Annotated in this window: 19 protein-coding genes; 12 read left to right on the forward strand and 7 right to left on the reverse strand. The window is 67.6% G+C overall.

All coding sequences use genetic code 11. The features are described 5' to 3' along the window. Position 1: 1 nt before the first annotated feature. From FXO19_RS00890 to FXO19_RS00905, 4 genes are all read right to left on the reverse strand, one after another. Positions 2 to 1,075 carry an ATP-grasp domain-containing protein gene (locus FXO19_RS00890; RefSeq protein ID WP_223115399.1) on the reverse strand — a complete coding sequence of 358 codons (1,074 nt, stop codon included), beginning with the start codon at positions 1,073 to 1,075 and terminating at the stop codon, positions 2 to 4. After that, entirely contained in the window at positions 1,072 to 2,268 is a 1,197-nt protein-coding gene (locus FXO19_RS00895; protein ID WP_149193175.1) for a peptidase MATCAP family protein, read from the reverse strand. Before FXO19_RS00895 ends, FXO19_RS00890 begins: the two co-directional genes overlap by 4 nt. Next, positions 2,259 to 3,113, reverse strand: coding sequence for an N-formylglutamate amidohydrolase (locus FXO19_RS00900; protein WP_149193176.1), 855 nt, complete (start codon positions 3,111 to 3,113; stop codon positions 2,259 to 2,261). The genes FXO19_RS00895 and FXO19_RS00900 overlap by 10 nt, the downstream gene beginning before the upstream one ends. 137 nt (positions 3,114 to 3,250) lie before the next feature. Beyond that, complete coding sequence (locus FXO19_RS00905; RefSeq protein WP_187775572.1) at positions 3,251 to 4,312, reverse strand: tetratricopeptide repeat protein; 1,062 nt, start codon at positions 4,310 to 4,312, stop codon at positions 3,251 to 3,253. Between the two features lie 247 nt (positions 4,313 to 4,559). Between FXO19_RS00905 and FXO19_RS00910 the strand changes: the two genes are divergently transcribed. Beyond that, positions 4,560 to 5,366 (forward strand): spermine/spermidine synthase domain-containing protein, encoded by an 807-nt coding sequence (locus tag FXO19_RS00910; protein WP_187775573.1) that lies wholly within the window; start codon positions 4,560 to 4,562, stop codon positions 5,364 to 5,366. Between the two features lie 302 nt (positions 5,367 to 5,668). Here the strand turns inward: FXO19_RS00910 and FXO19_RS00915 are convergent, their stop codons facing one another. Then, the gene (locus FXO19_RS00915) at positions 5,669 to 6,385 is read right to left on the reverse strand and encodes an esterase/lipase family protein (protein ID WP_149193179.1); all 717 of its coding nucleotides are present in this window, start codon (positions 6,383 to 6,385) and stop codon (positions 5,669 to 5,671) included. 132 nt (positions 6,386 to 6,517) lie between these two features. Then, entirely contained in the window at positions 6,518 to 7,378 is an 861-nt protein-coding gene (locus FXO19_RS00920) for a hypothetical protein (protein WP_149193180.1), read from the reverse strand. A gap of 99 nt (positions 7,379 to 7,477) precedes the next feature. On the opposite strand from FXO19_RS00920, the gene FXO19_RS00925 reads away from it, so the two are divergent. The 6 genes from FXO19_RS00925 to FXO19_RS00950 all read left to right on the forward strand — a co-directional run bounded on the left by FXO19_RS00925 (position 7,478) and on the right by FXO19_RS00950 (position 15,729). Further along, positions 7,478 to 8,347, forward strand: a complete 870-nt coding sequence (locus FXO19_RS00925; protein WP_149193181.1) for a M15 family metallopeptidase — start codon at positions 7,478 to 7,480, stop codon at positions 8,345 to 8,347. 122 nt (positions 8,348 to 8,469) lie between these two features. Then, on the forward strand, positions 8,470 to 8,709 hold the full coding sequence (locus FXO19_RS00930; protein ID WP_255516202.1) for a PAAR domain-containing protein: 240 nt from the start codon (positions 8,470 to 8,472) through the stop codon (positions 8,707 to 8,709). A 117-nt stretch (positions 8,710 to 8,826) separates the two neighbouring features. After that, positions 8,827 to 10,245, forward strand: a complete 1,419-nt coding sequence (locus tag FXO19_RS00935) for a hypothetical protein (protein ID WP_149193183.1) — start codon at positions 8,827 to 8,829, stop codon at positions 10,243 to 10,245. A gap of 17 nt (positions 10,246 to 10,262) precedes the next feature. Next, a complete protein-coding gene (tssM, locus tag FXO19_RS00940) occupies positions 10,263 to 13,991 on the forward strand; it encodes a type VI secretion system membrane subunit TssM (RefSeq protein WP_149193184.1) in 3,729 nt (1,242 codons plus the stop codon). Further along, positions 13,988 to 14,971 carry a type VI secretion system-associated protein TagF gene (gene tagF, locus FXO19_RS00945; protein ID WP_149193185.1) on the forward strand — a complete coding sequence of 328 codons (984 nt, stop codon included), beginning with the start codon at positions 13,988 to 13,990 and terminating at the stop codon, positions 14,969 to 14,971. The genes tssM and tagF overlap by 4 nt, the downstream gene beginning before the upstream one ends. A 2-nt stretch (positions 14,972 to 14,973) precedes the next feature. Then, on the forward strand, positions 14,974 to 15,729 hold the full coding sequence (locus FXO19_RS00950; protein ID WP_484496921.1) for an OmpA family protein: 756 nt from the start codon (positions 14,974 to 14,976) through the stop codon (positions 15,727 to 15,729). 279 nt (positions 15,730 to 16,008) lie between these two features. Here FXO19_RS00950 and tssA read toward each other — a convergent pair whose 3' ends face one another. Further along, entirely contained in the window at positions 16,009 to 17,064 is a 1,056-nt protein-coding gene (tssA, locus tag FXO19_RS00955) for a type VI secretion system protein TssA (protein ID WP_149193187.1), read from the reverse strand. Positions 17,065 to 17,236: 172 nt separating this feature from the next. On the opposite strand from tssA, the gene FXO19_RS00960 reads away from it, so the two are divergent. The 5 genes from FXO19_RS00960 (at position 17,237) to yiaA (ending at position 24,956) form a co-directional block, all read left to right on the forward strand. After that, on the forward strand, positions 17,237 to 20,206 hold the full coding sequence (locus FXO19_RS00960; RefSeq protein ID WP_149193792.1) for a type VI secretion system Vgr family protein: 2,970 nt from the start codon (positions 17,237 to 17,239) through the stop codon (positions 20,204 to 20,206). Between the two features lie 23 nt (positions 20,207 to 20,229). Next, positions 20,230 to 21,969 carry an esterase/lipase family protein gene (locus FXO19_RS00965; protein ID WP_149193188.1) on the forward strand — a complete coding sequence of 580 codons (1,740 nt, stop codon included), beginning with the start codon at positions 20,230 to 20,232 and terminating at the stop codon, positions 21,967 to 21,969. Between the two features lie 83 nt (positions 21,970 to 22,052). Further along, complete coding sequence (locus FXO19_RS00970; RefSeq protein WP_149193189.1) at positions 22,053 to 22,994, forward strand: T6SS immunity protein Tli4 family protein; 942 nt, start codon at positions 22,053 to 22,055, stop codon at positions 22,992 to 22,994. Between the two features lie 214 nt (positions 22,995 to 23,208). Then, positions 23,209 to 24,504 (forward strand): T6SS immunity protein Tli4 family protein, encoded by a 1,296-nt coding sequence (locus FXO19_RS00975; RefSeq protein ID WP_149193190.1) that lies wholly within the window; start codon positions 23,209 to 23,211, stop codon positions 24,502 to 24,504. Next, positions 24,504 to 24,956: an inner membrane protein YiaA gene (gene yiaA, locus FXO19_RS00980; RefSeq protein WP_149193191.1), complete on the forward strand. Its 453-nt coding sequence runs from the start codon at positions 24,504 to 24,506 to the stop codon at positions 24,954 to 24,956. Before FXO19_RS00975 ends, yiaA begins: the two co-directional genes overlap by 1 nt. The last annotated feature ends 88 nt before the right edge of the window (positions 24,957 to 25,044 follow it).

The raw sequence follows: 25,044 nt of genomic DNA on the forward strand, positions 1-25,044 counted from the left end.
CCTACATCATCGCCAGTTCGACGTTGCTCAGGGTGCGATTGTACTGGTCGCGCAGCCGCACCTTGCGCTCCAGGTCGGCCACGATATGGCTGCTGAAATCGACGCCGGTCAGCTCCTCGGACATGTTGATGCCGCCGGGGGTGTCGACGTTGATCTCCATCAGCTTGTTGCCGACGATATCCAGCCCGGCCAGGTACATGCCGTCGCGGATCAGCTTGGGCGCCACGATCTCGGCCAACCGCAACGCGTCGGCGTCCGGCTCGGCCATCTCGATCTTGCCGCCGGCCTTGATGTTGCTGCGTGCATCGCCGCTGTCGTTGTAGCGGCGGAAACAGGCGTATTTGCCGTCGACCTGCAACGGCCGGCCATTGAGGGTCAGCAGGCGCAGGTCGCCCTCGGCGGCCTTGGGCAGGTATTCCTGGACGATGGCGTAGCCGTCCCGGGTGACGGCCTCGATCATCTGGTTGAGGTTGGCGTCGCCGTCCGGTGTGACCACGAACACACCCTGGCCGCCAGAGCCCTGCAGCGGCTTGATCACCCCATAGCCGTCGTGGTCGGCGATGAACGCCTTGATCTCCTTGGGATCCAGGCTGATGCACGTCACCGGGCGTACTTCCTCCGGGAAGTGCTGGAAGTAGGTCTTGTTCGAGGCGTCGGTCAGGTGGGTCGGGTCGTTGAGCACGATCACGTGCCTGAGCGCGGCCAGCTGCGCGAACAGCAGTCCGCTGTTCGGCGCCCAGGGGCGCTCGTTCACTTCGTCTGCCGGGTCGCTGCGCAGCATCAGTACGTCGAGTTCGTCGACGCAGACGTGGTGGGTATCGGCGTCCTCGTCCTGGAGATCATCGAGCAATGCGTCGTCGTTCTCGTACTGGTCGTGGCGCGGCACGTGCGCGTTGGCGCGTACGCGGCCGTCGGCGCCGTAGATGAAGCCGCCGAGTCCGATCAGGGCCACCGAATGGCCGCGATTCACCGCGGTCCGGGCGAGGCGGATGGTGGTGTAGTTATTGCGCTCGGTCGCGATGTCGTTGACGACGAAGCCGAGCTTGATGGGCGTGCCGTGGGCCGGAGGGCTCATGAAGCGGGTTCCTTGTGGCAGAGCCGGTCGACCGGCAGGCTGCGGCAGAGCGACAGCCGGTCCCGGAATTCCGGCGTAGTGGTGTAGCGCGGCAACAGGTCGGGCGGTCCTACCCAGCCTTCCTCTACCAGCTGGTCCAGCACCGAACGGTGCGAGAGCGCGAACTTGCCGACGAACAGCGGCTCGAACGGACCATCCGCGTGCAGGTAGTCGACCAGCTCGCACAGGCCGCCCAGGTAGACCGCGTCCTTGGTCAGCCCACCGCCGCGGAGTGCGCGAACGGCGATGTCGAAGGCGTCGTCGGTGGGCAGGTCGTGGGTCTCGTGCAACACGTCGAAGATGGCCGGCACGTCCTCGCCGTTGATCGCCATCTCGGTGGCGAGCACGCGCGCGGCGAGCACGCGCAGGCGTTCGCCCGGCAGGTAGCCGGCGAGGAACTCGGCCAGCACGCCGAGGCCTTCCTGCAAGGCGTCGTAGTGCGCGAGCCCGACCTCCAGCTGGGTCAGGGCCTGGTGGCGGCCGTTGTGGCGGGTGACCACGTGGGTGCCGATCTCGTGCTGGATCAACGGCTGCACACGCGCCGCGGGCAGGCGCAGGTTGCCGTCGATGTAGAACGTGCCGTGGGAGACCATCATCAGCGAGTTGAGGTCGGTGTCGACCACCACGTCGGCCTTGAAGTCGGGCGAGCGTTCGCGATACCAGTCCAGCTCCGATTCGACGGCTTCGAGCACGGCATCGATCCCGGTATCCGCAGTCAGCGGCACGCTGGGATTGACCTCCTCCAGGATGCGCTGGGCGAGCTCCGAAAGTGCGGGTCCGACGCCGCCGAACAGATCGAGGCTGGCGTTGACGAATCCCGCGGTGTCGCGCAGCCGGACCAGTTCGATCATGCGGTCCAGCTCGCGCTGTTTCTCCGACAGCAACGTCGACAGCAGCGGCGACTCGATCTCTTCGACCGGCAGCGCCAGCAGGCGCTGGCGGGTCTCGTGCAGGTCGAGATCGAGATCGATGTAGTTCAGTGGCGGGATCGAAGTCCTGCCGCTCGCCTCGAAGCTTTCCCAAAGGGCGACGTTGCCGATCGGCGACAACGCCAGCAGCCAGTCGATTTCGGCGTCCAGCCTGGCCAGCTCGGCGTCGACACGGGCGGCGATCGGCGGCAGCGTCCGGACGCTTGGGCGCTGTGTCACCGGCATGACAGGAACTCCGCGCGTACCGCACGCACCGCCTGCTCCAGGCCGGTGCGCAAGTCCTCGACGACGGCGATGTCGGCCTGTGCCGTCCACTCGTCCATGTAGATTTTCTTGTATTCCGGGGTGATCACGCACAGGCGCTCGCCATATTCGGCGTACAGCGACTCCGGGAAATGCCCGCCGGTGGGATAGCGCACGTTCTCGCGCACGTCGGGCGCACGGCCGCCGACCGGTGTCGCGCGCAGCGCATCGGTGAAGTGGGCCAGCGCATTGCCCCAGCGGTCGCGATCGAGTGTGGTGACGCCGAGGTCGATGTCCGGATTTTCGGACGGCGGTGCGGGCGCCGCATTCGCGCCGTCGCGGCGATGGTTGTAGCTGTGGATGTCCAGGAGCAGCAGGCAACCCCAGCGGGCCAGCAGTCGTTCCAGCAGTTCATGGATCATGGCGTAGAAGCGGTCGTGGATCGCCAGCGAGCGTTCGATCTCGTCCGGCGGCAACGGGCCCTGCCAGATGCGCAGGCCCCAGGTGTCGGCCGGATCGGTCGACAGCGCCTTGTCGCGCGGGCGGTTGAGGTCGACCTCGAAGCGCGAGCGCCGTACCCGGATCCGCACGTCGCCGACACTGGTCAGCAGTCCGGTCAGCGGGTCCTCGTCGCGCCGCAGCGCGGCGTCGTCGAATGCCAGGTATGGGCGCAGCGAGTCGCGCATGGCGTGGCCGTCGTGCAGGGCCACCGCCAGGACCGGGCCGTCGCCTGTCACCAGGTCCCAGTCCTCGCTGGGATGGCGTTCGACCAGGTGCTCGCCGAGGGTGAAGTGGGAATGGGATCGAGCGTCTTGTGGTCCGTGCATGCCGGCGATCTTCACATCGCCGGCATGAGGCGATCGTGACAGCGTCGCTGCGCGCTCAAGCCCCAGTAAAAAAAGTGATGACGGCGTGATCGTTGTTCCGGCCGGGCTCGACGATGGCCTGGAGCACCCGCGCGCGCCTATCGCGATGTGCGGCTCAGCCGGTCGAGCTTGGCCTGGTAGCGGGCGCGATCTTCATCGTCGCCGAGGGCACGGGCGCGCAACAGCGCGCGGCTTGCGCGGCGTGTCTCCCCCATCAACAGGTACGTGCGGGCAAGGCCGAAGTGGAACCGATGTTCCTTGCCGTGCAGGCGGATGGCGCGGCGGTAATGTTGGACCGCGCGTGCGTAGTCGCCGCGGCTTTCGTAGTCACTCGCCAGCAGGAACTGGTGGAACGGATCGGCGAGCTGGGCCCTCTCCAGCCGCGCCTGGAATTCCGCCGCGCGTTTGGCGTCGCCCATGCGGCGATGCAGTCCGACGATGTTGAACAGCGCAGCGGCGTGCATCGGATCGAGCGCCAGTGCCCGGGTGTAGGCGCGCTCGGCGGCGACGACATCGCCGCTGCGCAGGTGCAGCACGCCGAAGTTGCTCCAGTTGGTGGCGTAGTCGGGATCGAGCGCGATCGCCGCCTCCATATGGATCCGGGCTGGCTCCAGTGCGCCGGCCGCCATCAGTTCGGCGCCGCGATTGCCGTAGAAATGCGCGAGGGCGCGGTCTTCGGAGACTGCGACCGGCCGGTCGCGCGCCATGATCGCGCCGCCGCTGACGTCGACGGTATGACGCTGGTTGCCGGTGTGCACGCCGACGTTGACGTGGCTGGAGTTGTAGACGATGCCTTCCTCCTGGTACCAGGCCAGCACCTTGTCGATTTCCTGCACGTACGCATTCAGGCCGGCCTCGCGCGCCAGCGCCGTGAACAGCAGCGAGAACGACAGGCAGTTCACCTTGCCGCTGCGCCAGGCCTGCTCGACGGTACGGGTGTTGCCGTTCTCGTACTCGAGTGCCAATCCTTCGTCGGCGAAGACGAATTCAGCCAGCAGGCGAAGGCGTTGCTCTTCGGAGCGACTTTGACTGGTGACGTATTCATGCAGTTGCGCGCGCAGCTCGGGCGGTACGCGCATGACCTGGGTGCGATCCGGCAGGCCGATATCGGGGGCGGCCACCGATGGGAGCAGGAGTGCCGCGAGGATCCAGTTCAGCATGGGACACCCTCCATATTGCGGGCGAGGAACGTCACCTGCCTGCAGTCTAGTCCTTTTCCCGGCTGCGGAATGCCCGCCGTCGCCGGTCGTGATGACCGTCCGTCGGAATGCTCCTCCCTGCATGCCGAGACCGCTTGGCGGAAGCCCGCGGTGGTGCGTCGCCGGTTGCGATGACGGTTCCGAAGGCGTGCGCTAATCTTGCCGGCCAATGCGATCAGCAGGGCCCGGCACGGCGATGGAAAACGACATGAGCGGGTGGCGCGCCTGGCTCGACACGCTGCTGTCTCGCATCGGCCGGCCGGTCCCGCGCGATGCCTCCGGCCGGCGCCTGCGCAAGCCTTTCGTTCATCGCTACGGGCGCTACACCTCGCTGCAGTTCACCCGCAGGCAGACCCAGAGCCGCATGCTCAGCGCCGAGCCGGACCTGCTGCTGATCGACTACACCAGGACCATGATGGGCGCGCTGCTGTGGCAGCCGCGGCCGCGCACGATCGGCCTGGTCGGGCTCGGCGGCGGCTCGCAGGTCAAGTTCTGCCATCGCCATCTGCCGCAGGCGCGCATCGAGGTGGTGGAGAACAATCCGCATGTGATCGCGCTGCGGCGCGAGTTCGGCATTCCCGACGACGACGGGCGGTTGCAGGTGGTGCTCGACGACGGCGCGCGTTTCCTGCACGCGCGCCGCGGACGCTTCGACCTGCTGCTGGTGGATGGCTACGACGAGACCGGGATCCCGCCGGCGCTGTCCACCCAGCAGTTCTACGACGACTGCCGCGCTGCGCTCGCGCCGGCCGGTGTCGTCGCGGTCAACCTGTTCTGCGCCGACGCCGAACGGCACTTCGAGCGGCTGCGGCATGCATTCGGCGCCGACGGCGCGCTGATGGTCGGCGAGGCGAAGATGAGCAATCGCGTCGCCTTCGCCTGGGACGGCGGATCCGCGGCGGCAACCGCGGACCCGCCGGTCGCACTGGAGCCGCTGCCGGCCGAGGCCCGGCGCCAGCTGGCGCCGGTGTTCGAGCGGGTGGCACAGGCCATCCGCGCACGCGCGGCGCCATGACCACGGCGCGCGCGGTCGCTGGTACGAATGGCGCTTCGTCCGATCGGTGGGATACCACAGCCTGCGCCGCTGTTTCGTAGGAGCGCGCCACGCGCGCGATGCCGCGGGCATCTCCGGCGTCGATCATCGGCGGTCCCGCGGCGAGCCCGGAATGCGCGCCGGTGAACGGAATCGCATGGCGGCACAATGCCCGCGGCATCGCGCGCGTGGCGCGCTCCTACGGATATTCGGCCTGCTCGGCTGATGCCTTGCATGCCCATGCAAACATGCAGGCAAGTAGGCGCCATTCGTCGCTGCTGCCGCTACTCGATCAGGTTCGCCTGCCGCGACGCGGTGTGGGTCAGCAGCCCGAAATGTCCGTAGGTGTAGGTGTAGCTGGCATTTTCGCCCCAGATCGACGAACTGTGGATGCCGTCGACCGTGCAGATCGCGCCGTAGCAGACCACCGCGTCGTAGTACGACTTGATCGAGTACACCCGGTCGCCGAAGCGGCTGCCGTAGAGCGCGTCGAGGAAGGGGCTCGACACCGACAGCCCCCAGGTGCCGCAGGTGCTGGTGGCGACGTTGAACGGATGGGTGCCACAGGACCACAGGCCGCGGAACGCGCCCGCGACGCCGACGAAGGCGTCGACATACGGACGCAGGCCATGCCGGGCGATCTGGTGCGCGGCCAGTGTGGCTCCCATGGAATGGCCGATCACGTCGATGCGGCCGGTACACGAGCCGGCGATCGCGTCGATCATTGCGTCGAGTACCGGGGCTTCCTCGCTGCCGTCGTGGTCGTTGCAGGCGGCGCAGGTCTTGCTGCCCCAGTCGGGGCGATGGATGTCGGAGGCGGCGTAACCGCGCGCGAGCAGTGCCTGGCGGGTGGCGTCGAAGTGCGAGGGATTGCCGGCATTGCCGTGCACCAGCACGACGGCATCGCGGCAGACGGACCAGGCCGGGGCAGTCGCGAGCGCAAGCAGCGCGGCCAGGCATGCTCGAACAAGGGTGGTCCGGACGGTGATGGTGGTGAACATGATGGTTCCCTCCCGTTGCCGCGGCACCGGCCGGCGGAATGCCGGAAACCGGTCGCGGCCAACCGACCGTAGCGCGGGCGGTGACGGAAGGGACCTGTACGAAAGGGAAGCCGGTGGCGCCGGCCGCGATCGCTACTGCTGCGGGCAGGCGGCGTCTTCGCCGGCATGCTGCGCACACACCTGGCTGCGGCATTCGATGCCGGCCACGGTGTTGGCCTTGGGGCAGGCGCGCAGTTTTTCCTGGACGACCGGCGAGCGCGTGGGGCGTGTGCCCGTGTCCCCGGGGCCACCGAGCGAGGCAAGCGCGGCACTGTTCTGGCTGCGGGTGCGGTCGTCCTCGGCCTGCACCTGCGCGATCAGTGCATCCATCGACTCGTGCTGCTGGGCACTGGCCGTACCGTCCTGCTTGATGATGCGCAACAGGGTGGAGATCAGGTCGGTGCTGCCGGTCGCAGGCTCCGGCGGCGTCGCCGTGCGCGAGGCGCGCGTTGCCGGCGCGCGCGATGCGGTCGGCACCTGCCGACGCGTGCCGGAGGCGTCCGACGACGCATTTGCCTGGGCAGCGGCAGGGGCGGCGGTGTCGCTTCCGACCGAGGCCGAAGCGATGGTGGCGAGCGCGGCACGGGTTTCTTCCGCGGCCGGGTCATCGACGATCATCGCCCCCCCGCGCTCGACGGTGCCGGAGGGATCCAGCGCCGGCGCTTGCGTCGCGGGTGCGGTTTGACCGAAAGTCTCGCGCCCGGTCTGGCTATCCAGACCCTCCGCGCCCGGTGCGAACATGCGCGCGGACAACCGCAGGAAAGCAAGGATGACAAGGACGGCACAGGCCAGGATGAGGAGCCAAAGCAGCGGCTTGCGCCGCGCGGCCACCGCCGGTTTGTCCGGCTTGCGGTTCTCCATGTCGGCAAGGATGCTGGCGCGCGGCCGTGTGCCCGCTGGGCTGCGGTCGGTTCCTGCGACCAGGCTCGGACGATTCGATTCGCCAGTATTCAAGTGCAATCCCGCTCTTGTCCGGCGCAGGCCGGAATCAGTCCTTTCGGGCATTCTAGCGACTGACCGTCGACCGTCAATGGCCGTGCCGCCTGTCGGGGCATGGCGGTGATCGTGCTCGGGATCGCGCTGGTTTTCCTGGTCGTCTGCGTTTCGACCTGGTTGCTGGTGTTCCCCGAGGCGCGCGAACGCGTCGTCGCGCTATTGCAGCGCGTGGCCCGCGCACTGGGCGGCCGCGCCGCGCGGGGTGGCCGGAAATGGGCCGGACGCGTCGACGCCACCGGCCGGACGGTGCGCGCGGCGGGCACCAACACGGCCACGGCGCTGTTGCGCCATCGCTGGGTGCTGGCTGTCGCGATCGCCCTGCTGGCCCTGCCGCCGCTGCTGATCCTGGCCTTCCGGCAGCATGTGGTGCTGGAGGGGTTCAGCGCGGAAGACCTGTCGGAGTCGCGAACGATGGTCGCCGAGCTGCTGCGCGGCGAACGCCTGGTGCCGCCGCCACCGCCGCCGCCGGCGGTGTTCACCACCGCCGAGGTGCGGCGGATCAAGCCCGAAATCGTGACCGCCGACAGAAAATGGGACCGCATCAACCCGGACCTGCAGCAGCGGGTGCTGGCGATCTACCGGGTCATGCGCGCGCAATACGGCATCGAGATGGTGCTGGTGGAAGGCTACCGCAGCCCCGAGCGCCAGGCCGAGCTCAAGCGCGACGGCCGCGCCACCAATGCCGGCGCCTGGTCGAGCTGCCACCAGTACGGGCTGGCGCTGGATAGTGCGCCGATGCGCGCGGGCAAGTTGCAGTGGGACATGGGCGACGACTGGACCAAGCAGGCTTACTTCCTCTACGGCGAGCTGGCGCAACAGGCCGGGCTGGTCTGGGGCGGCAACTGGCGCATGCGCGACTACGTGCACGTGGAGATGGCCGCGGAGTGCCGCCGGGCCAAGCAGGCGCGGCAGCGGCAGGGCGGGTGATAAACGGTCGCGAGTCCTGCTATCTTTCCTGCTCGGCCCGGCGCGGGCCGCCCCGCGAGGGGCCCAGGGACAGAGCGCATGCAATAGGGAGCAGAACCGATATGTCGCGTCCGATTATCGTGGTGGGCGATCAGATCGATCATGGGGGAACGGTCGTCAGCGGTTCGACCGCGACCGACATCCAGGGTAAACCCGTCGCCCGCATCGGCGACCGCGTGACGTGCCAGCGGCACGGACCAACCACCATCGTTGCCGGCGATCCGACGCTGATCGTCGACGGCCAGCCGGTGGCGCGCCAGGGCGACAAGACCGCTTGCGGGGCGACGTTGATCTCGACGCAGGTCACCACGACGACGGCGTGATCCAGGGGCACGAACCGGGGACAACCTGGAAAACGGGGACGCATTGACACTGCCGGCAAGGCAGGCTCAGGGAGTGAGGATGTGAAGTGGTCGGGGGTTTGGCGTGCAGGCTTGGTCGTGGCGGTGGTGTTCGCCGTGGTCTGGCTGTGCGCGATCCTGTATTGGCGCAGCAGCGGTGGTGCGCCCGGCGGCGGGCAGATGCTGCTGGTGCTCGGCGTGCTGCCGCTGGGTCTGTTGGCGGGCATCTGGCTGATCCGCCGCATGCGCGCGGCGCGGCGCCGCGAACCCGAAGCAACCGATGCCGTGGCGGGCGACGACGCGCTCGAGACCGATGCCGGGCAGGTGCATCCACCGCTCGACTGCCTGGCCGGCGCAATGCGCCTGCCTTGCGGCGATACCCCCGATGCGGTGCTGGCGGCGCTGCAGGCGCCGCCCCGCCCGGGGTTGCACCCGCGCTTCCGTGACCGCGACGGCCTGCCGGTGTTCGCCGCCTATGTCGACGGGCTCGACACCGCGGCGATCGCCGACGCCCTGGCGCGGCTGTCGCCGACGCAAGGCGGTCGCGCCCCGGAGGAAGAGCGGTTGCGGGCATTGGCCTTGCTGCAGCCGGTGGCCGAGGAACTGTTCGACCAGCTGATGCTGCAGCTGCCGCCTCTGCCGGTGTCGGAGGAGCGCGTCGTCGCCGGACTGCGCCGGCGCGAGCAGCACGAGGTGCGCGAGGCGGTCCACATCCGCGTGTTGTTGCCGTCCGCCTGGCCGCAGCCGCTGCGCCAGGCTTGCGGCGACTGGCTGCTGGAGTCGGCGCTGGACGCGGGGCTCGACGCCCGCCGCATCGCGCTTGAGGTGCTGGCGATGCAGGGGCCCGAGGACACGTGGCGGCTGCTCGACCGGCTCGGCACCACGACGGCCGACGAGCAGCGCTGGCAGCTGCTGCTCGCCTGCGACTCGGCGATCGGCGAGCGCGGCGTGCATGCACTGATGTCCAGTGGCCGCCTGATGGACAGCCGCCGCGCCGAGGGCCTGGTGCCCGGCGAAGGTGCGGCGGGCGTGCTGTTGCGGCCGCCGGGCACGCCCGAACCGATGTCTTCCGAAGCCGCCGTGGCGATGCACCGCGTGCGGTTGGCCGCGCTGCAGGCCACCACGCCGCCGCGCGCCACCGCCCGCGCCACCGCGGAGCTGATCACGCGCACGCTGCAGCATGCCGCAATCGAGCCCGATGCCATCGCGCTGGTGGTGAGCGACGCCGACCAGCGCCCCAGTCGCGCCGTCGAGGCGAGCGCTGCGGCCGCCTCGGCCTGTCCTGAACTCGACACCGCCACCCAGTGCGGCGCCCTCGGCGTGGCCTGCGGCGACATCGGCCACGTCGCGCCGCTGGCACTGCTGGCGCTGGCCGCGGCACAGGCGCGGGCATCGCAGCAACCGGTGCTGGCGCTCGCCGTCGCCGCCGAGCGCGAGCGCGCGGCCGTGGCGTTCGCGCCGCCGGCCTCCGCCTCATCTCCAGACAATGCCGGCGAGCTGCCGGATCTTGCCGCCTAACCGGATCGACCCGCCCGATGTTCTACAGACTCAGGTACTACCTCACCGACTATCGCGTCCTGGCCGTGATCGGCATCGCCTCCGCGGCGGCACTGATGTATTTCGGCGCCGACGGCCTGAAGCAGGTCGGCGTATGGGCGTTGGTCCTGCTCGTCGTCGCGCTGCTGGTGTGGCTGCTGGTGTGGGTCGTGCGCAGGATCCGCGCGCGCCGTGCCGCCAAGGGCCTCGACGCCATGGTCGAGGGCGAAACCGAGCGAGCCGTCGCCAACGCCCAGCCCGCCGCCCGTGCCGACACCGAGGCGCTGCGCGAGCGCATGCTCGAGGCGGTCAAGGCGATCAAGTCCTCGCGCATCGGCGTGCTCAAGGGCAAGGCGGCGCTCTACGAACTGCCCTGGTACGTGATCATCGGCAACCCGGCGGCCGGCAAGAGTTCGGCGATCCTCAACTCCGGGCTCAAGTTCCCGTTCGAGGACAACCGCAGCAACGTCATCCAGGGCATCGGCGGCACCCGCAACTGCGACTGGTACTTCACCACCGAAGGCATCGTGCTCGATACCGCCGGCCGCTACTCGGTCAGCGTCGAGGACCGGCTGGAATGGCTGACCTTCCTCGACCTGCTGAAGAAGCACCGCCCGCGGGCGCCGGTCAACGGCATCATCATCGCCGCCAGCATCGCCGAGCTCTCGGGCAGCAAGCCGGAGTTCGCGATCGAGCTGGCCAAGAACCTGCGCCAGCGGGTGCAGGAGATCACCGAGCGGCTGGAGGTGTTCGCGCCGGTCTACGTGGTGTTCACCAAGGCCGACCTGATCGCCGGCTTCACCGAGTTCTTCCGCGGCCTCGATCCGTCCGAGCGCGAGAACGTGTGGGGCGCGACGCTGCCGTTCGATCCGAAATCGGACAACGACGCACTCGGCAGTTTCGACACGTATTTCGACGAGCTGGCCGAAGGCCTGAAGGAGATGAGCCTGTCGCAGATGGCGATGCAGCGTGGGCGCGAGGTCTCGCCCGGGTTGTTGACGCTGCCGCTGGAATTCATCGGCATCAAGCCGGCGCTGCGCACCTTCGTCGCCACCCTGTTCGAGGACAATCCGTACCAGTACAAGCCGGTGTTCCGCGGCTTCTATTTCACCAGTGCGCTGCAGGAAGGGCACTCGGTCCACTACGCCTCCGAGCGCGTCGGTCGCCAGTTCGCGCTGCAGCCGCGTGCACAGGCCGAGATCGGCGAGCCGTCCGGGCACACGGCGCATTTCCTCAAGGACCTGTTCCGCAAGGTCGTGTTCGCCGACCGGCAGCTGGTGCAGCAGTACTCGAGCCCGCACCAGACGCGGTTGCGCTACGCGGTGTTCCTGGGCGCGGTGGCGGTGCTGGCGCTGGTGCTGGGGCTGTGGACCTGGTCGTACACCAGCAACCGCCAGCTGGTGGCCAACGCCGGCAAGGACCTGGAGCAGGCAGTGCGGTTGCAGGAGGATCGCGTCGACCTCAAGTCACGCATCGACGCGCTGCTGCTGCTGCAGGACCGTCTCGAGCAACTCGTCCGCTACCGGCAGCAGCGCAGCATCACCACCCACCTGGGCCTGTACCAGGGCGATCGCATTGAGGCCAAGCTGCTGCAGGAGTACTTCGACGGCATGCGCCAGGTGATGCTGGCGCCGACCAACGCCCGCATCGAGGCCTTCCTCGCCGAGGTGGTGGCGCGGGGCGGGCAGCTCACCGAGAGCGCCAGCCAGGACGAGCAAGCGCAGGAGCGCCTGTACCAGGAAGCTTCGCCCACCGACACCAACGACGCCTACAACGCGCTCAAGACCTATCTGATGCTGGGCAATCGCGGGCGCGTGGAGCAGGCGCACCTGGCGCACCAGCTCACCCGCTTCTGGCGCGGCTGGCTCGACGGCAACCGCGGCCAGATGTCGCGCGAGGACATGGCGCGCGCGGCCGAGAAGCTGATGAGCTTCTACTTGGCGCGCGCCGAAGATCCGCGCTGGCCGCAGGTCGAGACCAAGGTGTCGCTGATCTCCGACAGCCGCGCGGCGCTGACCCAGGCCACGCGCGGGGAGCCGGCGATCAACCGCGTGTTCGCGCAGGTCAAGGCGCGCGCGGCGACGCGCTTTCCAACGGTCACCGTCAACAGCCTGATCGGCGACGAGCGCAACAACGACATCATTACCGGCAGCTACGCGATTTCCGGGGCGTTCTCGCGCCGGGCCTGGGAGGATTACGTCAAGGGCGCGGTCAACGAGGCGGCGAACACCGAACTCAGCACCACCGACTGGGTGCTCGACACCACCGAGCAGAGCGACCTGTCGCTGGCGGGCAGTCCCGAGCACATCGCGCGCGAGCTGGCGATGCTCTACAAACAGGAATACGCGCAGGAATGGCAGAAGTTCCTGCAAGGCGTGAGCGTGGCCCGCTTCGGCAGCTTCGACGACACGGTCACGCGCATGAACAGCATCGGCGATCCGCAGCAGTCGCCGTTGCGCGCGCTGCTCGAGGCGATCAACGAGCAGACCATCTGGGACAACCCCGCGGCCGCCAACGCGCTCCAGGACAAGGCGAAGGGCGGGTTCGTGGCGTGGTTCCAGCGGGTGATCCTGCGGCGCACGCCATCGTCGGTGCCGGTCGAGATCAATCCCGACACCGGACGTCCGACGCAGGCGCCGATGGGGCCGATCGGCAAGGCGTTCGAGGGCTTCGCAAGGCTGGTCGCCAAGCGCGACGGCAGCGCATTGATCGATGATTATTTCCAGACGCTCGGCAAGCTGCGCACGCGGCTCAACGCGATCCGCACCGAGGGCGAGCCCGGCCCCGGCGCGCGCCGGCTGATGCAGGACACGCTGAGCAACGAAGGCTCCGAGCTCAACGCCGCGCTCACCCTGGTCGACGAGCAGATGCTCACCGGCCTGGACGAATCACAGCGCAAGGCGCTGCGGCCGTTGCTGCTGCGTCCGTTGACCGAGACCTTCGCCGCACTGGTGCCGCCGACCGAGGCCGAGATCAACCGGGTGTGGGCGGCGCAGGTGTACGAGCCCTTCCGGGCGCGCATCGGCCGCCAGTTCCCGTTCGACCCGGCGGCCGACGTCGATGCCGCACCGACCGACGTCGCCGCGATCTTCGGCGCATCCGGCGCGATCGCCGCGTTCAACAAGGAGGCGTTGGGCGCGCTGGTGATCCAGCGCGGCAACCTGCTGGAGGCGCGGCGCTGGGCCGGTCTCGGCATCACCCTGCTGCCGGAACTGGTCAGCGGCTACGGCGACTGGGTCAGCGGTTCCGCCGGCGGCGCCGCCGGACAGGACACGACGATCTTCGAGATCCAGCCGCAGCCGGCCACCGGCGCGGTCGAGTTCACCCTCGACATCGATGGACAGACGCTGCGCTACCGCAACACTCCGCCGGCCTGGCAGACCTTCCAGTGGCCGAACCCGGGCGGGATCCCAGGGGTCAAGTTGAGCGCGGTCACCAGCGACGGGCGTACGGTGGAACTGGTCAACGCGCCCGGCGGCAACGGCCTGGCGCGAATGATGGAGCTGGCGACCGCCGAGCATCGCCCCGACAGCAGCACCCTGACCTGGGCACAGGACGGCGTCTCGGTGTCGGTGGTGATGAAGATCACCCGGCGCCCGGGTGCCGGCGGCGACGGCGGCGACTGGCAGCGTGGATTGCAGCTGCCGGCCACGGTCGCCGGCGGCGCACCGGCGGCCGCGCCGCTGGCGGACGGAATGGAGTCGGAAGACGGGGAGGAGGGCACATGACGCACACGGTCTCGGCGGCGGTCAGCTACTTCGGCAAGGTGCCCTCGCGCGGGGATTTCGTGCGCACCGCGGACAATCATCAACTGATGGGGCTGCTGGATCGCTGGGCCGGCAGCAGCATCGAGCTGCTGAGCCAGAATCCCGACTGGAAGCGGCTGTACGACGGCGCGCCCGACGTGCATTACGCGTTCATGGGCTCGCGCAGCAAGCTGGTGGTGTGCGGGCACTTCCTGCCCAGCCGCGATGCCTCGCAGCGGCGCTTTCCGCTGCTGTCGGCGATCCGGGTCGAAGTCGGCAACCCGCTCGGCTTCATCGCCCGCAGCCCACTGGCGCTGACCCGTGTCTGGAGCGGACTGGCGCGCCAGGCGCGCGGCGCCGTCGATGCCGAGGAGGCGGCGATTCCGCTGCAGCAGTTGGCCGAGACCCGCTACGACCTCAGCACCGATCCGGGCGCATACGCGGCGTCCTTCGGCGATTTCCTCGAACTGCAGACGATCGGCTCGTTGGAGCGGCTGTTGCGCGACTCCGGCCACGACGATGTCGTGCTGCGGCGTATGCTGCCGGCGCTCGGGCTGCTGCTGCAGCCGGTGCTTTCGGGCAGCGGGGTGACGATCGACAAGGGCCTGGAACTGCCGCTGCCGCGCGATCCGCTGTACCGGCCGCTGGTCGGCGCATTCTGGCTCGACGTCATCGCCGGCTTCATCGCCCGAGGCGACTTCGAGCTGGCGGTGCTGGTGCGCGACGAGGACGCGCCGCGGATGATCGTCGGCTTCAACGGCGCCGACCATCAGACGCTGCGTGCGGTGCTCGATCCGCAGGCGGCGGGCGAGCACCTGATCCGCATCCACGACGCCGAATGGGTGGACGACCACCTGCCGACCGACTACGGCCTCAACAAGCTGGCCAGCTACGTCGATCGCCCCGATCTGTCGCTGAAGGCCGCGCGCCGGATCTTCGGCGAAACCTTCCTGGGAGCATGAGCATGCGTCGCGTCATCCTTCTTTCCCTGCTGCTGCTGGCGTCGGCCGCCGCGCAGGCGCAATCGGCCGCGGAGCCGGTGGTGGCCGAGGGCGTGGTCCCGGACCAGGCGACCAAGGCGCAGATCCTCGACAAGCTGCGCACGCTGTACGGCGACGAGCGCGTGGTCGATCGGATCCAGGTCGAGTCGATCCCGACGCCACCCAACTGGGGCAGCTACGTCGCCAACATGCTCACGCCGGGGCTGCAGCGGGTGTTGGCCGGCAAGCTGGAGGTCAACGGCCAGAGCGTGCGCATCACCGGCGAGGTGGTCAACGAGGCGCAGCGCCAGCAGGTCGCCAGCGAACTCAGCCTGGCCAGCAACAGCACCTACACCGTCACCAACAGCCTGGGCACCGGCGGTTCCGGCCAGGGCCTGCTCGACGCCACCCTGGGCGACCGCATCATCGAGTTCGAAAGCGGCAGTGCCCGCCTCACCGACCTCGGCCGCTACATCCTCGACGAGATGGCGGAAAAAATGCAGGAGATCGGCAACGCGCGGGTGCAGATCATCGGCCACACCGACGACGTCGGCCAGCGCCAGGGCAATCTCGCCCTCAGCCAGGCGCGCGCCGAGGCGGTGCGCAGCTACCTGGTCGGGCAGGGAATTCCGGCCGGAAACCTCGAAGTGCTCGGTCGCGGCCCGGACGAGCCCATCGCCGACAACGCCACCGAGGACGGCCGCGCCCGCAACCGCCGCATCCAGTTCCGCGTGCTCTAGAGGGCGATGCGGCGCGCCCGTCCGTAGGAGCGCGCCATGCGCGCGATGCCGCGGGTGCCGGCAGGATCCGGTGGATGCCGCGATTCGGACCGGCCGGCACGCCGGTCACCGGAGTTCGCGGGCGGCGAACTGCCCGCGGCATCGCGCGCATGGCGCGCTCCTACGGAAAATCTTGTCGCTTGCCGCTGCCGTAAGGAGCGCCGCGATTCATTGGCGGCACCCGTGGCGACGGACCTGATCTCACCCCGGCGGAAACGACTGCCTGGCGCGGCGCGCCTTTCAGGACCCGAACGACTCCTGGCTGCTGTCCACGTCCAGCAGTTCCTCCACCTGCGACAGCGTGTTGTCGTCCTTGATCACCCGCTTGAGCCAGACATGCAGCGGCATCTCGCCCCAGCGCGCGGCCTTGTCGGCGAGGTAGGCGACCGGGCTGTGCGGCTCGGTGCGGCGGAAGAACTCCGCCACCTGGCGCAGTTGCGCCAGTGCCTGCCGGCGCGACGAGATCGGACCGCCGTGGCCCGCAACGGCCGCCTCGCTGCCATGCCCGGTGTCGCTGGTGCCGTCCGCGCCGATGTCGGCGCCGTCGCCGTCCAGCAGCACCCCGGCGTCGCGGGCGAAGCGCAGCACCGTCTTCTGCAGATGCTCCAGCTGGTCGCGTACCGGCGTGAAGCTGGGGCCATCGGCGCCCAGGCGCGCGTCCACCGAAAGCTGCAGCTCCTGCAGCGCGGCCGCGCAATCGGCAATCGATTCGATCAACGGCCGATAGAACTCGTGGGGCGTGTCGCGCCGTGCCGCTTCCATCAGTTCCAGGTCCGGCTGGCCGTCCGCCCCCGCGGCCTCGCCGCTGCCGCTGCGGGCGTGCGCGGCCTCGAAATCGCCGAGCCCGAAACGGCCCTGCGGCGCCTGGGTGATCGGCAGCGTGCGCAGCCATTGCAGCGTGTTGGTCAGCAGCCAGCTGAGATTGCCGATGCGCTCCTCGTAGTCGCCGTCGATCGCCAGCGGATGCACCTCGTCCCAGTAGCGGTCGCACAGGCGCGCGACCAGCCGGAAACCGGTCGCCAGTCCGGCGAAGCCGTGGACCTGGGCGCCGGCCTCGGCGAACCATGCGCCCAGGCGCAGGTCCTTGGTCCGCTGCCGCAACAGGTCCTCGCACATCCGCGCGGCGGCGGTCCAGTCGGCGTACTTGATGTCGGTGACCCAGTCGCCCTGGTCCAGGGTGGGGTCGTCGGCGCGTCGGGCGTCCTGGATCGCGTCGAACTCGGACGAGAAGGAGAGATCTTCGCCGGTGGGGTTGTCGTCGGAGATCGGGGCCAGCAGGTCTTCCAATTCCAGCATGGCGGTGCTCGTTGATGGGTTGTGGGACCGATTCTACAGAGTTGTCGGAGTTTCCCTATACTGCGGGTCCGCGGTTTTTGCTAACTTGCGGGACAGGAAGCCGGTCTCTGCGTGCGCGCCGTGCGACAACGCGCGATCCGCAGGGGCCCCGTCAAGCCACGGAGTTCTCGTGATGCACTCATTGGATCGTGTGCGGGATACATTGGCCTCGCTCGCTCGTATCGACGATGCGACCCGTCTCTATCGCCTGGAACTGCCCGACGCGCCCGCCGGATTGCTGGTGGAGCGCTGGCGCGGCCGCGAGGCGCTGTCGCAAGGTTACGAATGGTGGGTCGACGTGCTCTCGCCCGATGCCGACCTGCCGCTCGAGGCCTGGCTCGGCAAGCCCGCCCGGCTGCTGACTCGCCTGGCCGACGGCGGTGAGTCCGTGCGTACCGGGCTGGTGCGCGAAGCGGCCTGCGTCGGCACCGACGGCGGCCTGGCCCGCTACCGCCTGTGCCTGGTGCCGTGGACCTGGCTGCTGACCCAGGGCCGGCACAGCCGGGTGTTCCAGGACCGCAGCGTGACCGAGATCGTGGAGACCGTCTTCGCCGGCTACGCGCCGCTGGCGTCGTGGCAGCTGGGCGACGATGTCGGCCCGTTCCTCGCCCACACACGGCCGCGCAGCTACTGCGTGCAGTATCGCGAGAGCGACTTCGACTTCATCAGCCGGCTGCTGGCCGAGGAGGGCCTGGGCTGGCGCCTGGAAGAGAGTGGTGACGCATCCTGCGGACACCGCCTGGTGCTGTTCGCCGACAGCGCCGCGCAGCCGCAGGATGCCGGCTCCGAGCAAGGCGGCGGCATCCGCTTCCACCGCAGCGACGCCACCGAGGCGCACGACAGCATCCAGGCGTTTGGCCAGCGCCGTCGCATCGGCGCCGACCGCCTGACCGTGCTCGGCGACGACTACAAGACCCGGCAGGCCAGCAGCGCGCAGCTGCCGTTGCAGGCCGGCGCAGAGCGCGAGGCGCCGCTGGAGGCCTACGACCCGTCCGGCGCCTATGCCTTCGCCAATGCCGGCGAAGCCGAGCGCACTGCCAGGCGGATGGCGCAGGCGCGCGAAGCGCGGCGCCATGCCTGGTTCGGGCAGGGCACCGCGCGTACGTTCCGCGCCGGCACCTGGTTCCGACTCACCCAGGCCCCGACGCAGGGGGAAACGCCCCCCGCCGAGATCCTGCTCACCTGCGTCCAACACGCCGGCATCAACAACCTGCCGCTCGACCTGCGCAAGACCGTAGCCGCGCAGCTCGGTCCCGCACCGGCCTGGCCACAGAACGAGGACGACCGGCTCGCCGAGCGGAGCCTGCAGCAGCGCGCCGAGGCGGTCGGTTATGCCAACCGCTTCGAGGCGATCGATCGCGAACGCCCCTGGCGACCCGTGCTCGACGACGGCACCGGCGCCCGCCTCAACCCGCGCCCCACCGCGCCCGGCTATCAGACGGCGCTCGTGGTCGGCGCGGACGGGCAGGCGGCCGCCGCCGGCGCACAGGAGCTGTACTGCGACAAGCTCGGGCGGATCCGGGTGAAGTTCCACTGGATGGGCGCCGATGCGGCGCCGGGCACGGCGGCCACGTCCTGCTGGCTGCGCGTGGCGCAGCGCTATGCCGGTCCCGGTGTCGGCAGCCAGTTCCTGCCGCGGATCGGGCAGGAGGTGCTGGTGGCCTTCCTGGAAGGCGACATCGACCGGCCGGTGGTGATGGGCGCGCTGTACAACGGCCAGGGCGAAGCGGGCATCGTGCCGACGCCGGGGGGCAAGCCCGCCGAATCGGACACCAGCGCCTATGCCCAGGCCAGCGACCACCGCGCCAGCGCCCAGGCCAACCTCGCCGGCGGCCACGCGCCGCCGTGGCACGGCCTGGGCGCGGGCGATGACGCCCACCGCAACGCCACCGCCCTGTGGGGCGTGCAATCGAAGGAGTGGGGCGGCGACGGTCACAACCGGCTGGTGTTCGACGACAGCGACGGCCAGCTGCGCCTGCAACTGGCGACCACCCAGGCCGCCAGCCAGCTCAACCTCGGCCACCTGATCCACCAGGCCGACAACTACCGCGGCAGCTTCCGTGGCGAAGGTTTCGAATTGCGCACCGACGCCTGGGGCGCCGTGCGCGCCGAATCCGGCCTGTGGCTGAGCGCCTACGCCAAGTCCGGCGACACGCCCGCCGGCGATGCCGTTGGTCCGAACGCGCTGCTCACGCAACTGCGTACCTTGGGCGAGACGTTCTCCGGCGCGGCGGCCACGCACCAGACGGTGAAGCTGGCCGGGCACGAGGGCGCGCCGGCCGCGAACGCCTCGCGCCTGATCGACGACAAGGCGCCCCTGGAAGCGCTGCTGACCAGCGCCAGGACGACGGTGTCCGGCGAGCACTTCGATGCTGCGCGCGGAGAGGCCGCCGCGCGCAAGCCCGATGCCGCACAAGGCCGCATTCCCCACACCGGCGACGCCCTGCTCGGGCTCGCCGCACCGGCCGGCATCGGATTGATCGCCGGCCAGAGCCTGACCTGGGCCGTCGGTGAAACCCTCACCCTGGCCAGCGGCCAGGCCAGTCATCTGGCCATCGCCGGCCACCTGCGCCTGCACACCGGCCAGGCCATCGGCATGCTCGCCGCGGCGACCGAGGGGCAGGCCGAGGAAACGAGTCTGAGCCTGGTCGCCGGCGAGGGCGAGCTGGACCTCCAGGCGCAGAACGACCAGGTCAAGCTGCAGGCAAAGGAGCAGCTGAAGCTGGTCAGCGCCAACGCCGAGGTGGAAATGGCCGCCGGCAAGACGATCCATCTCGCCACCGCCGGCGGCGCCAGCCTGACCATCGAGGGCGGCAACATCACCATCGCCTGCCCGGGCACGATCAAGGTGCACGCGGGCAAGAAGAGCTTCCTCGGCCCGACGCAGCTCAGCAGGGAAGTGAATGCATGGCCGGAGACGAAGTTCGACGAGAAGTTTCGTATCGCCTTCTCCGACGGAGAAGCCGCAAAGAACTATCGCTATGAAATCGTCCGTGCCGACGGCGCTATCATCCAGGGCGTGACCGACGGAGATGGCTGGGCGGACCTGCAAAAGGGTGTCGGTGTCGAGCAATTGACGATCAAGTTGCTCGGTCCCGCATGACACGCATCGGATAATTGACGGCCATGGACGAATCTACACGCTCAGTTCCCACGCACGTCGGCCCCGACGGCACTCCTTACGCAAACTCCCTCTGCTCGCCTGTCAGCAACGAGGTGCGTGCGGAAGCCTGCGCCCCTTCTCCGCACGTCATCCCGATCATCTTTTCGCCAGGGATCATGGGCAGCAACTTGCGAGCGAAGCAGGACATCCTCGATGCCAATGGTTCGCGGGTGGTCAGGAGGGGGGCGCGGATCTGGAACGTCGATTCGGAAACGGCGGCCGCAGGTTGGGTCTTCAAGGGCCCTCAGGGGCGACAGTTGCGCCTGAACAAGGATGTTGTGGAGGTCGATGATCAAGGCAAGATCGCGCAGGGCAAATCGGTACGATCGACTGCGCGTGGCGACGTGTACTACGTGGACAGCGGTCATACGGAGCTGTCGAAGGTGCCGGTCGAGGTGGCCAGGGAGCGCGGCTGGGGAACCGTAAGTTGGTTTTCGTACGGTCCGTTCCTGGATTGGCTGCAGCACATGTTGTTGCATCCACAACTCGAGAACGGACGCCCCAACTCTGTCCTGGCCGAACTGCTGCGACTGGTCGGGACCACGCCCCCCGGCGCCACGACAAGGCCAAGCGCCCTAGATGATGTGGGCGTCAGAAAGCTGCTCAAGTTCCAGTTCCCGGTGCATGCGGTCGGCTACAACTGGCTTCAGTCCAATCTCGACTCCGGCCGCGACCTGGCCGAGAAGATTGGGAGCATCATTGGCGGATACGATGGGAAGAACGGGCAGCATTGCAGCCAAGCCATCGTCGTCACCCATTCGATGGGGGGCTTGGTGACGAGGGCCGCGGCTTTGCTGCACGGCGGCGACCAGCAGATCCTGGGCGTGATCTCGGGCGTACAGCCTATCGATGGGGCGGCCGCGTTCTACAAACGCCTGGCTGCCGGCTTCAGCTCCGAAGGATCAGGTATTTTCGCCGCGATCGCGAACAAGGCATTAGGCGCCACCGCGCGTGAGACGACGCCGATCATCGCCTGCAATCCCGGCCCGCTCGAACTCGCGCCAAATCAGCTTTACAACGGCGGGCAGCCGTGGCTGTTTGTCAAGAACGCGCAAGGCAGGACGATCAAAGCGCTCCCCGAGAGGCGTGATCCTTACACCGAAATCTTCCGTGACACGCAGTCTCCATGGAGAGCCATCAATCCGGAGTGGCTGAATCCTGCCAATCTTCCGGTGCCCGAAGGCGCTACCAATCTGGATTCGTATTTCGAAACGGTGAGCAAAGCTGAGGAATATCACGCATTGCTCGGAGGCCGCGTCCATCCTAAGACCTACGGTCATTATGGGGAAGATGCCCAAGAGAAGGCATGGGGCACGATTACCTGGCGAGTTGCTGCGGGTCGCACCTACATTCCTCCTTCTTTTTATGGAAGTATGCCGCTTCCACAGTGGATCGAAGACAAGAATGGCGACGTTGGAGACCCGTCCACGTGGCAGTTCGAGAGAACTCCGTCGGACAGTGAGCGGTCATTGAAAAGTGCCCATGGCGAACTGCGTATGACGGTGCAGCCGCCCAACGATGCAGGCGACGGCACCGTACCAGCGACAGCATCGGGCGCTCAGCTTCTCCATGCCAGTGGTTGCCAATTGATCTGTCGACAGGCGGGTTACGATCATCAGGGGAGCTATAACCACAATGATGTGAGGCTGTCGGTATTGGATAACATCGTGCGAATTGTTGAGCCCGTGGTTGTAATGCGATGAGAAGTTGGATCGCAGTATTTCTTTTCTGCCTGGTGGTATTTATTTCTGGTTGTCAGCGTGATGCTCAAAGTAGGGATGCGAGTATGAGCCCGATGCCATTACGTACGCTCTGTATCGGTCGGATGCTGGTCGACCTTCCTGCAAAAGGAGAGGTTCGCTGGATCCAGCGTACGGACATTGAGTTCAGGCGCTCCCAAGCCAGAACCGAATCTGCCTTTCGAGCGGAAGCGCTTCAAGATGAGGAGGCGCTTCGCGTGGAGCCACACAAAGCAGAGGGTTCGGTGCTGTCCACTGTTCGAGCACCCAAGCCGGGCTGGAAGATCATGTTCTATCGCGACAATGCGTTTACCCAGGTCGGGCACAAGGTCAAGGGATACGCATGGTTCGATAGCATCGGATACATCTTCGATTCCGTGAAGTATGACCGCCAGGAGTTCGACGAAGTTGCCAGCCTGCGGACCGGAAGCATTCCTCCATTGACGCCAATTGACAATGCGACTCCTCCGCCCGTCCCCGGGTTCTGTATCGACGGCGCACTAGTCGATGCCGGATCGAAGAAGATCATGGCGGGATTGAGTGTGGAGTTGTTCGGATGGAAGGGTGTCTCGATCGGTGTCGGTACCAGCGAGAGCGGAGCGGTAGAAACGCGCGGCGCCGAACACGCGTCCAGCACGGCGTTCGATGACTTCGAAGAACTCGAGCGCGAGTATCGTGAGCGGATGAAGTATGACGACGAGGACGCTGTGAAGTCTTTCGATAGGCTCCGAAAGCGCGAGGTGGCTGTGGGTGGGATCCCGGGGCAGGAAACCGCTTACAAGGCCGAAACCAGAGCCGGCAGCGTGAAATACGGCTTCGCATGGAAAGCTTTGCCGCAGGAGTCGTCGCCGGTGAGGTTTTCGTTCCAGCTCGAGGCCGGCGCAGACGAATATGTCCCGGACTATGTGCCGCCGCCAAAGGCAGCGGATCTGTTCGCTCTCTGGGATGCCATGCTTGCGTCGCTGCGCCAGAGGCCCGGCGCATATTGAAGACGGCGACCGCGATGGGATCGCACGACCCGATGCTTCGGTGCATCGATTCCTGCTGCGTCAGCATGAGCGATGCCGAGCGCGCGCGTGCAAGCAGGATCCTTATCCGAGTACCGCCCGGCCTGCCGGCTACCCGGATCGAACCGGTGCGGCTGGTCCTGACTCAACCAAGTGCTGTCGGTCATTTTTTGCCGACGTTGTCGGCTCTAGCCTCATGGATATGAGCCAGGCCAAGATCCGGCATATGGATACGACTTTGGCATGTCTAGGACTGGCGATGGCGGCATCCTGTCTTGGATGCCAGTCAAAAGAAAAGGATCCTGATACCGTGCCGGCTCTGACTCAGAACATGCGTACGCACTGCGTAGGACGCTTTCTCGTCGATCTTCCCCAGGACTTCCGGCGGATCCACGTTGCCGCCGGTGGCGCCGGAGATGCCACCTTCTATTACGGCCATGATGCCGATTTTCGGACCGTGAACGTCACCGTCATAGCGCAGTCAATCACCCCCGAGCAGTTCAATACGGCCGTGACAGGGCGCGCCGACGAGCTCGCGAGCGGCGTCAACTATGAGACCAATGCTTCGATGTTGCTGGGTCGGGAAGCGTGGACCCCCACTCAAGTACATCTCAGCTCTCACGCCAGTGTGGACATCGCCGACGCCCAGGTGCACGAACTGCACGTGCTTGTCGGCGATACTCACGTTGCGATCAACACGACTGCATTCGAGTCCGCGCAGATTCCGGACGCCGAAAGGAGGTTGCGCAACATACTGGCCAGGGTGAGCAAGGTGGGTGACCCGGAACGCGCCGGCCCCGGCGTCTGCCTGGGGTCGGTGGTCGTGGACGCAGGAAGCGACTACGAGGAACTGCAACTCGGTTATCGCTCGGCCGACCGGGCCCGGCCCGATCTCCGCTTCCAGGTCAGCCTCAATACGTTCCGTCAACCGGACGACGAGCCTTCGCTGATAGCACGCGGTGAATCCAATCTGGCTGGGCTGGGCGTCAAGCCCAAGGCACTGAAGAAGGGCAAACGCCAACTGGCCGGCCTGGAAGGCGAAGAATGGCTGGGCAGGTTCGAGGAAGACGGCAGGCGCCAGCACGGGTTTTACGCAGAAACCGGCATTCGCTCCCCCTCGCCGCAGCACCCAAAGCTCATGCTAGAGCTGTTCACCGGAGGCGAGGATCACAACGGCCATGCGGCGGAATCTTCGTTGGATGACGAGCAGGCGATCGCACTCTGGGATCGTATCGTGGCTTCGCTGCGGGCCCGTCCGGGGGGCATAGAATTCACCGGTCCAGCCGTGCGAGCGCTGCTTTGGGCCGCCTTTGCCGATGCGGATGAGCCGGGTTTCTTTCGTTTGAGCGGGCTTGTACGGATGCATCTGCCCACTTGGCCACAGCGCTATAGACCTCCGAATCGGAGAGAGGAAACACTGCAGTTGTGGAGCAGTATCATCGCCTCGCAACCCTCTCAGCCACCCAGGCGCGCCATGAACCGGAGTATATGATGGACATCAGTCACAGCAAGCCTTCTCCCGCTTTCATCGGCGCTTCCTGGGTCGCGCTCGGCCTCGGCATGACGGCCTACCTGGTCGGGCTGTGGAATGCCGAGATGCTGCTCAACGAAAAGGGCTATTACTTCACCCTGCTGCTGTACGGGCTGTTCGCCGCGGTATCGGTGCAGAAGAGCGTGCGTGACCGGATGGAAGGCATCCCGGTGACCAACATCTACTACGGCCTGTCGTGGTTCGCGGTGATCTCGGCGCTGCTGCTGCTGTTCATCGGATTGTGGAATGCGGAGTTGGCGTTGAGCGAAAAAGGCTTCTACGGAATGTCGTACGCGTTGAGCCTGTTCGCGGCGATCGCGGTGCAGAAGAACACCCGCGACAGCCTGCGGGCCGATCCGGAGGGGCAGGCGGCCGGCCTGTTCCGCCGTGGAGAGCCGGATGCGGACGCTTAGGAGCGTCGCAATGGCGTGCCCGGCTTGAAAGCAGCCTGTTCCGTCGCCGCTGACGCGTCGCGCTGGCCAGAGGGATGTCGCACCTGGC

Source organism: Luteimonas suaedae, from assembly GCF_008312895.1.
Classification (GTDB): Bacteria; Pseudomonadota; Gammaproteobacteria; order Xanthomonadales; family Xanthomonadaceae; genus Luteimonas; species Luteimonas suaedae.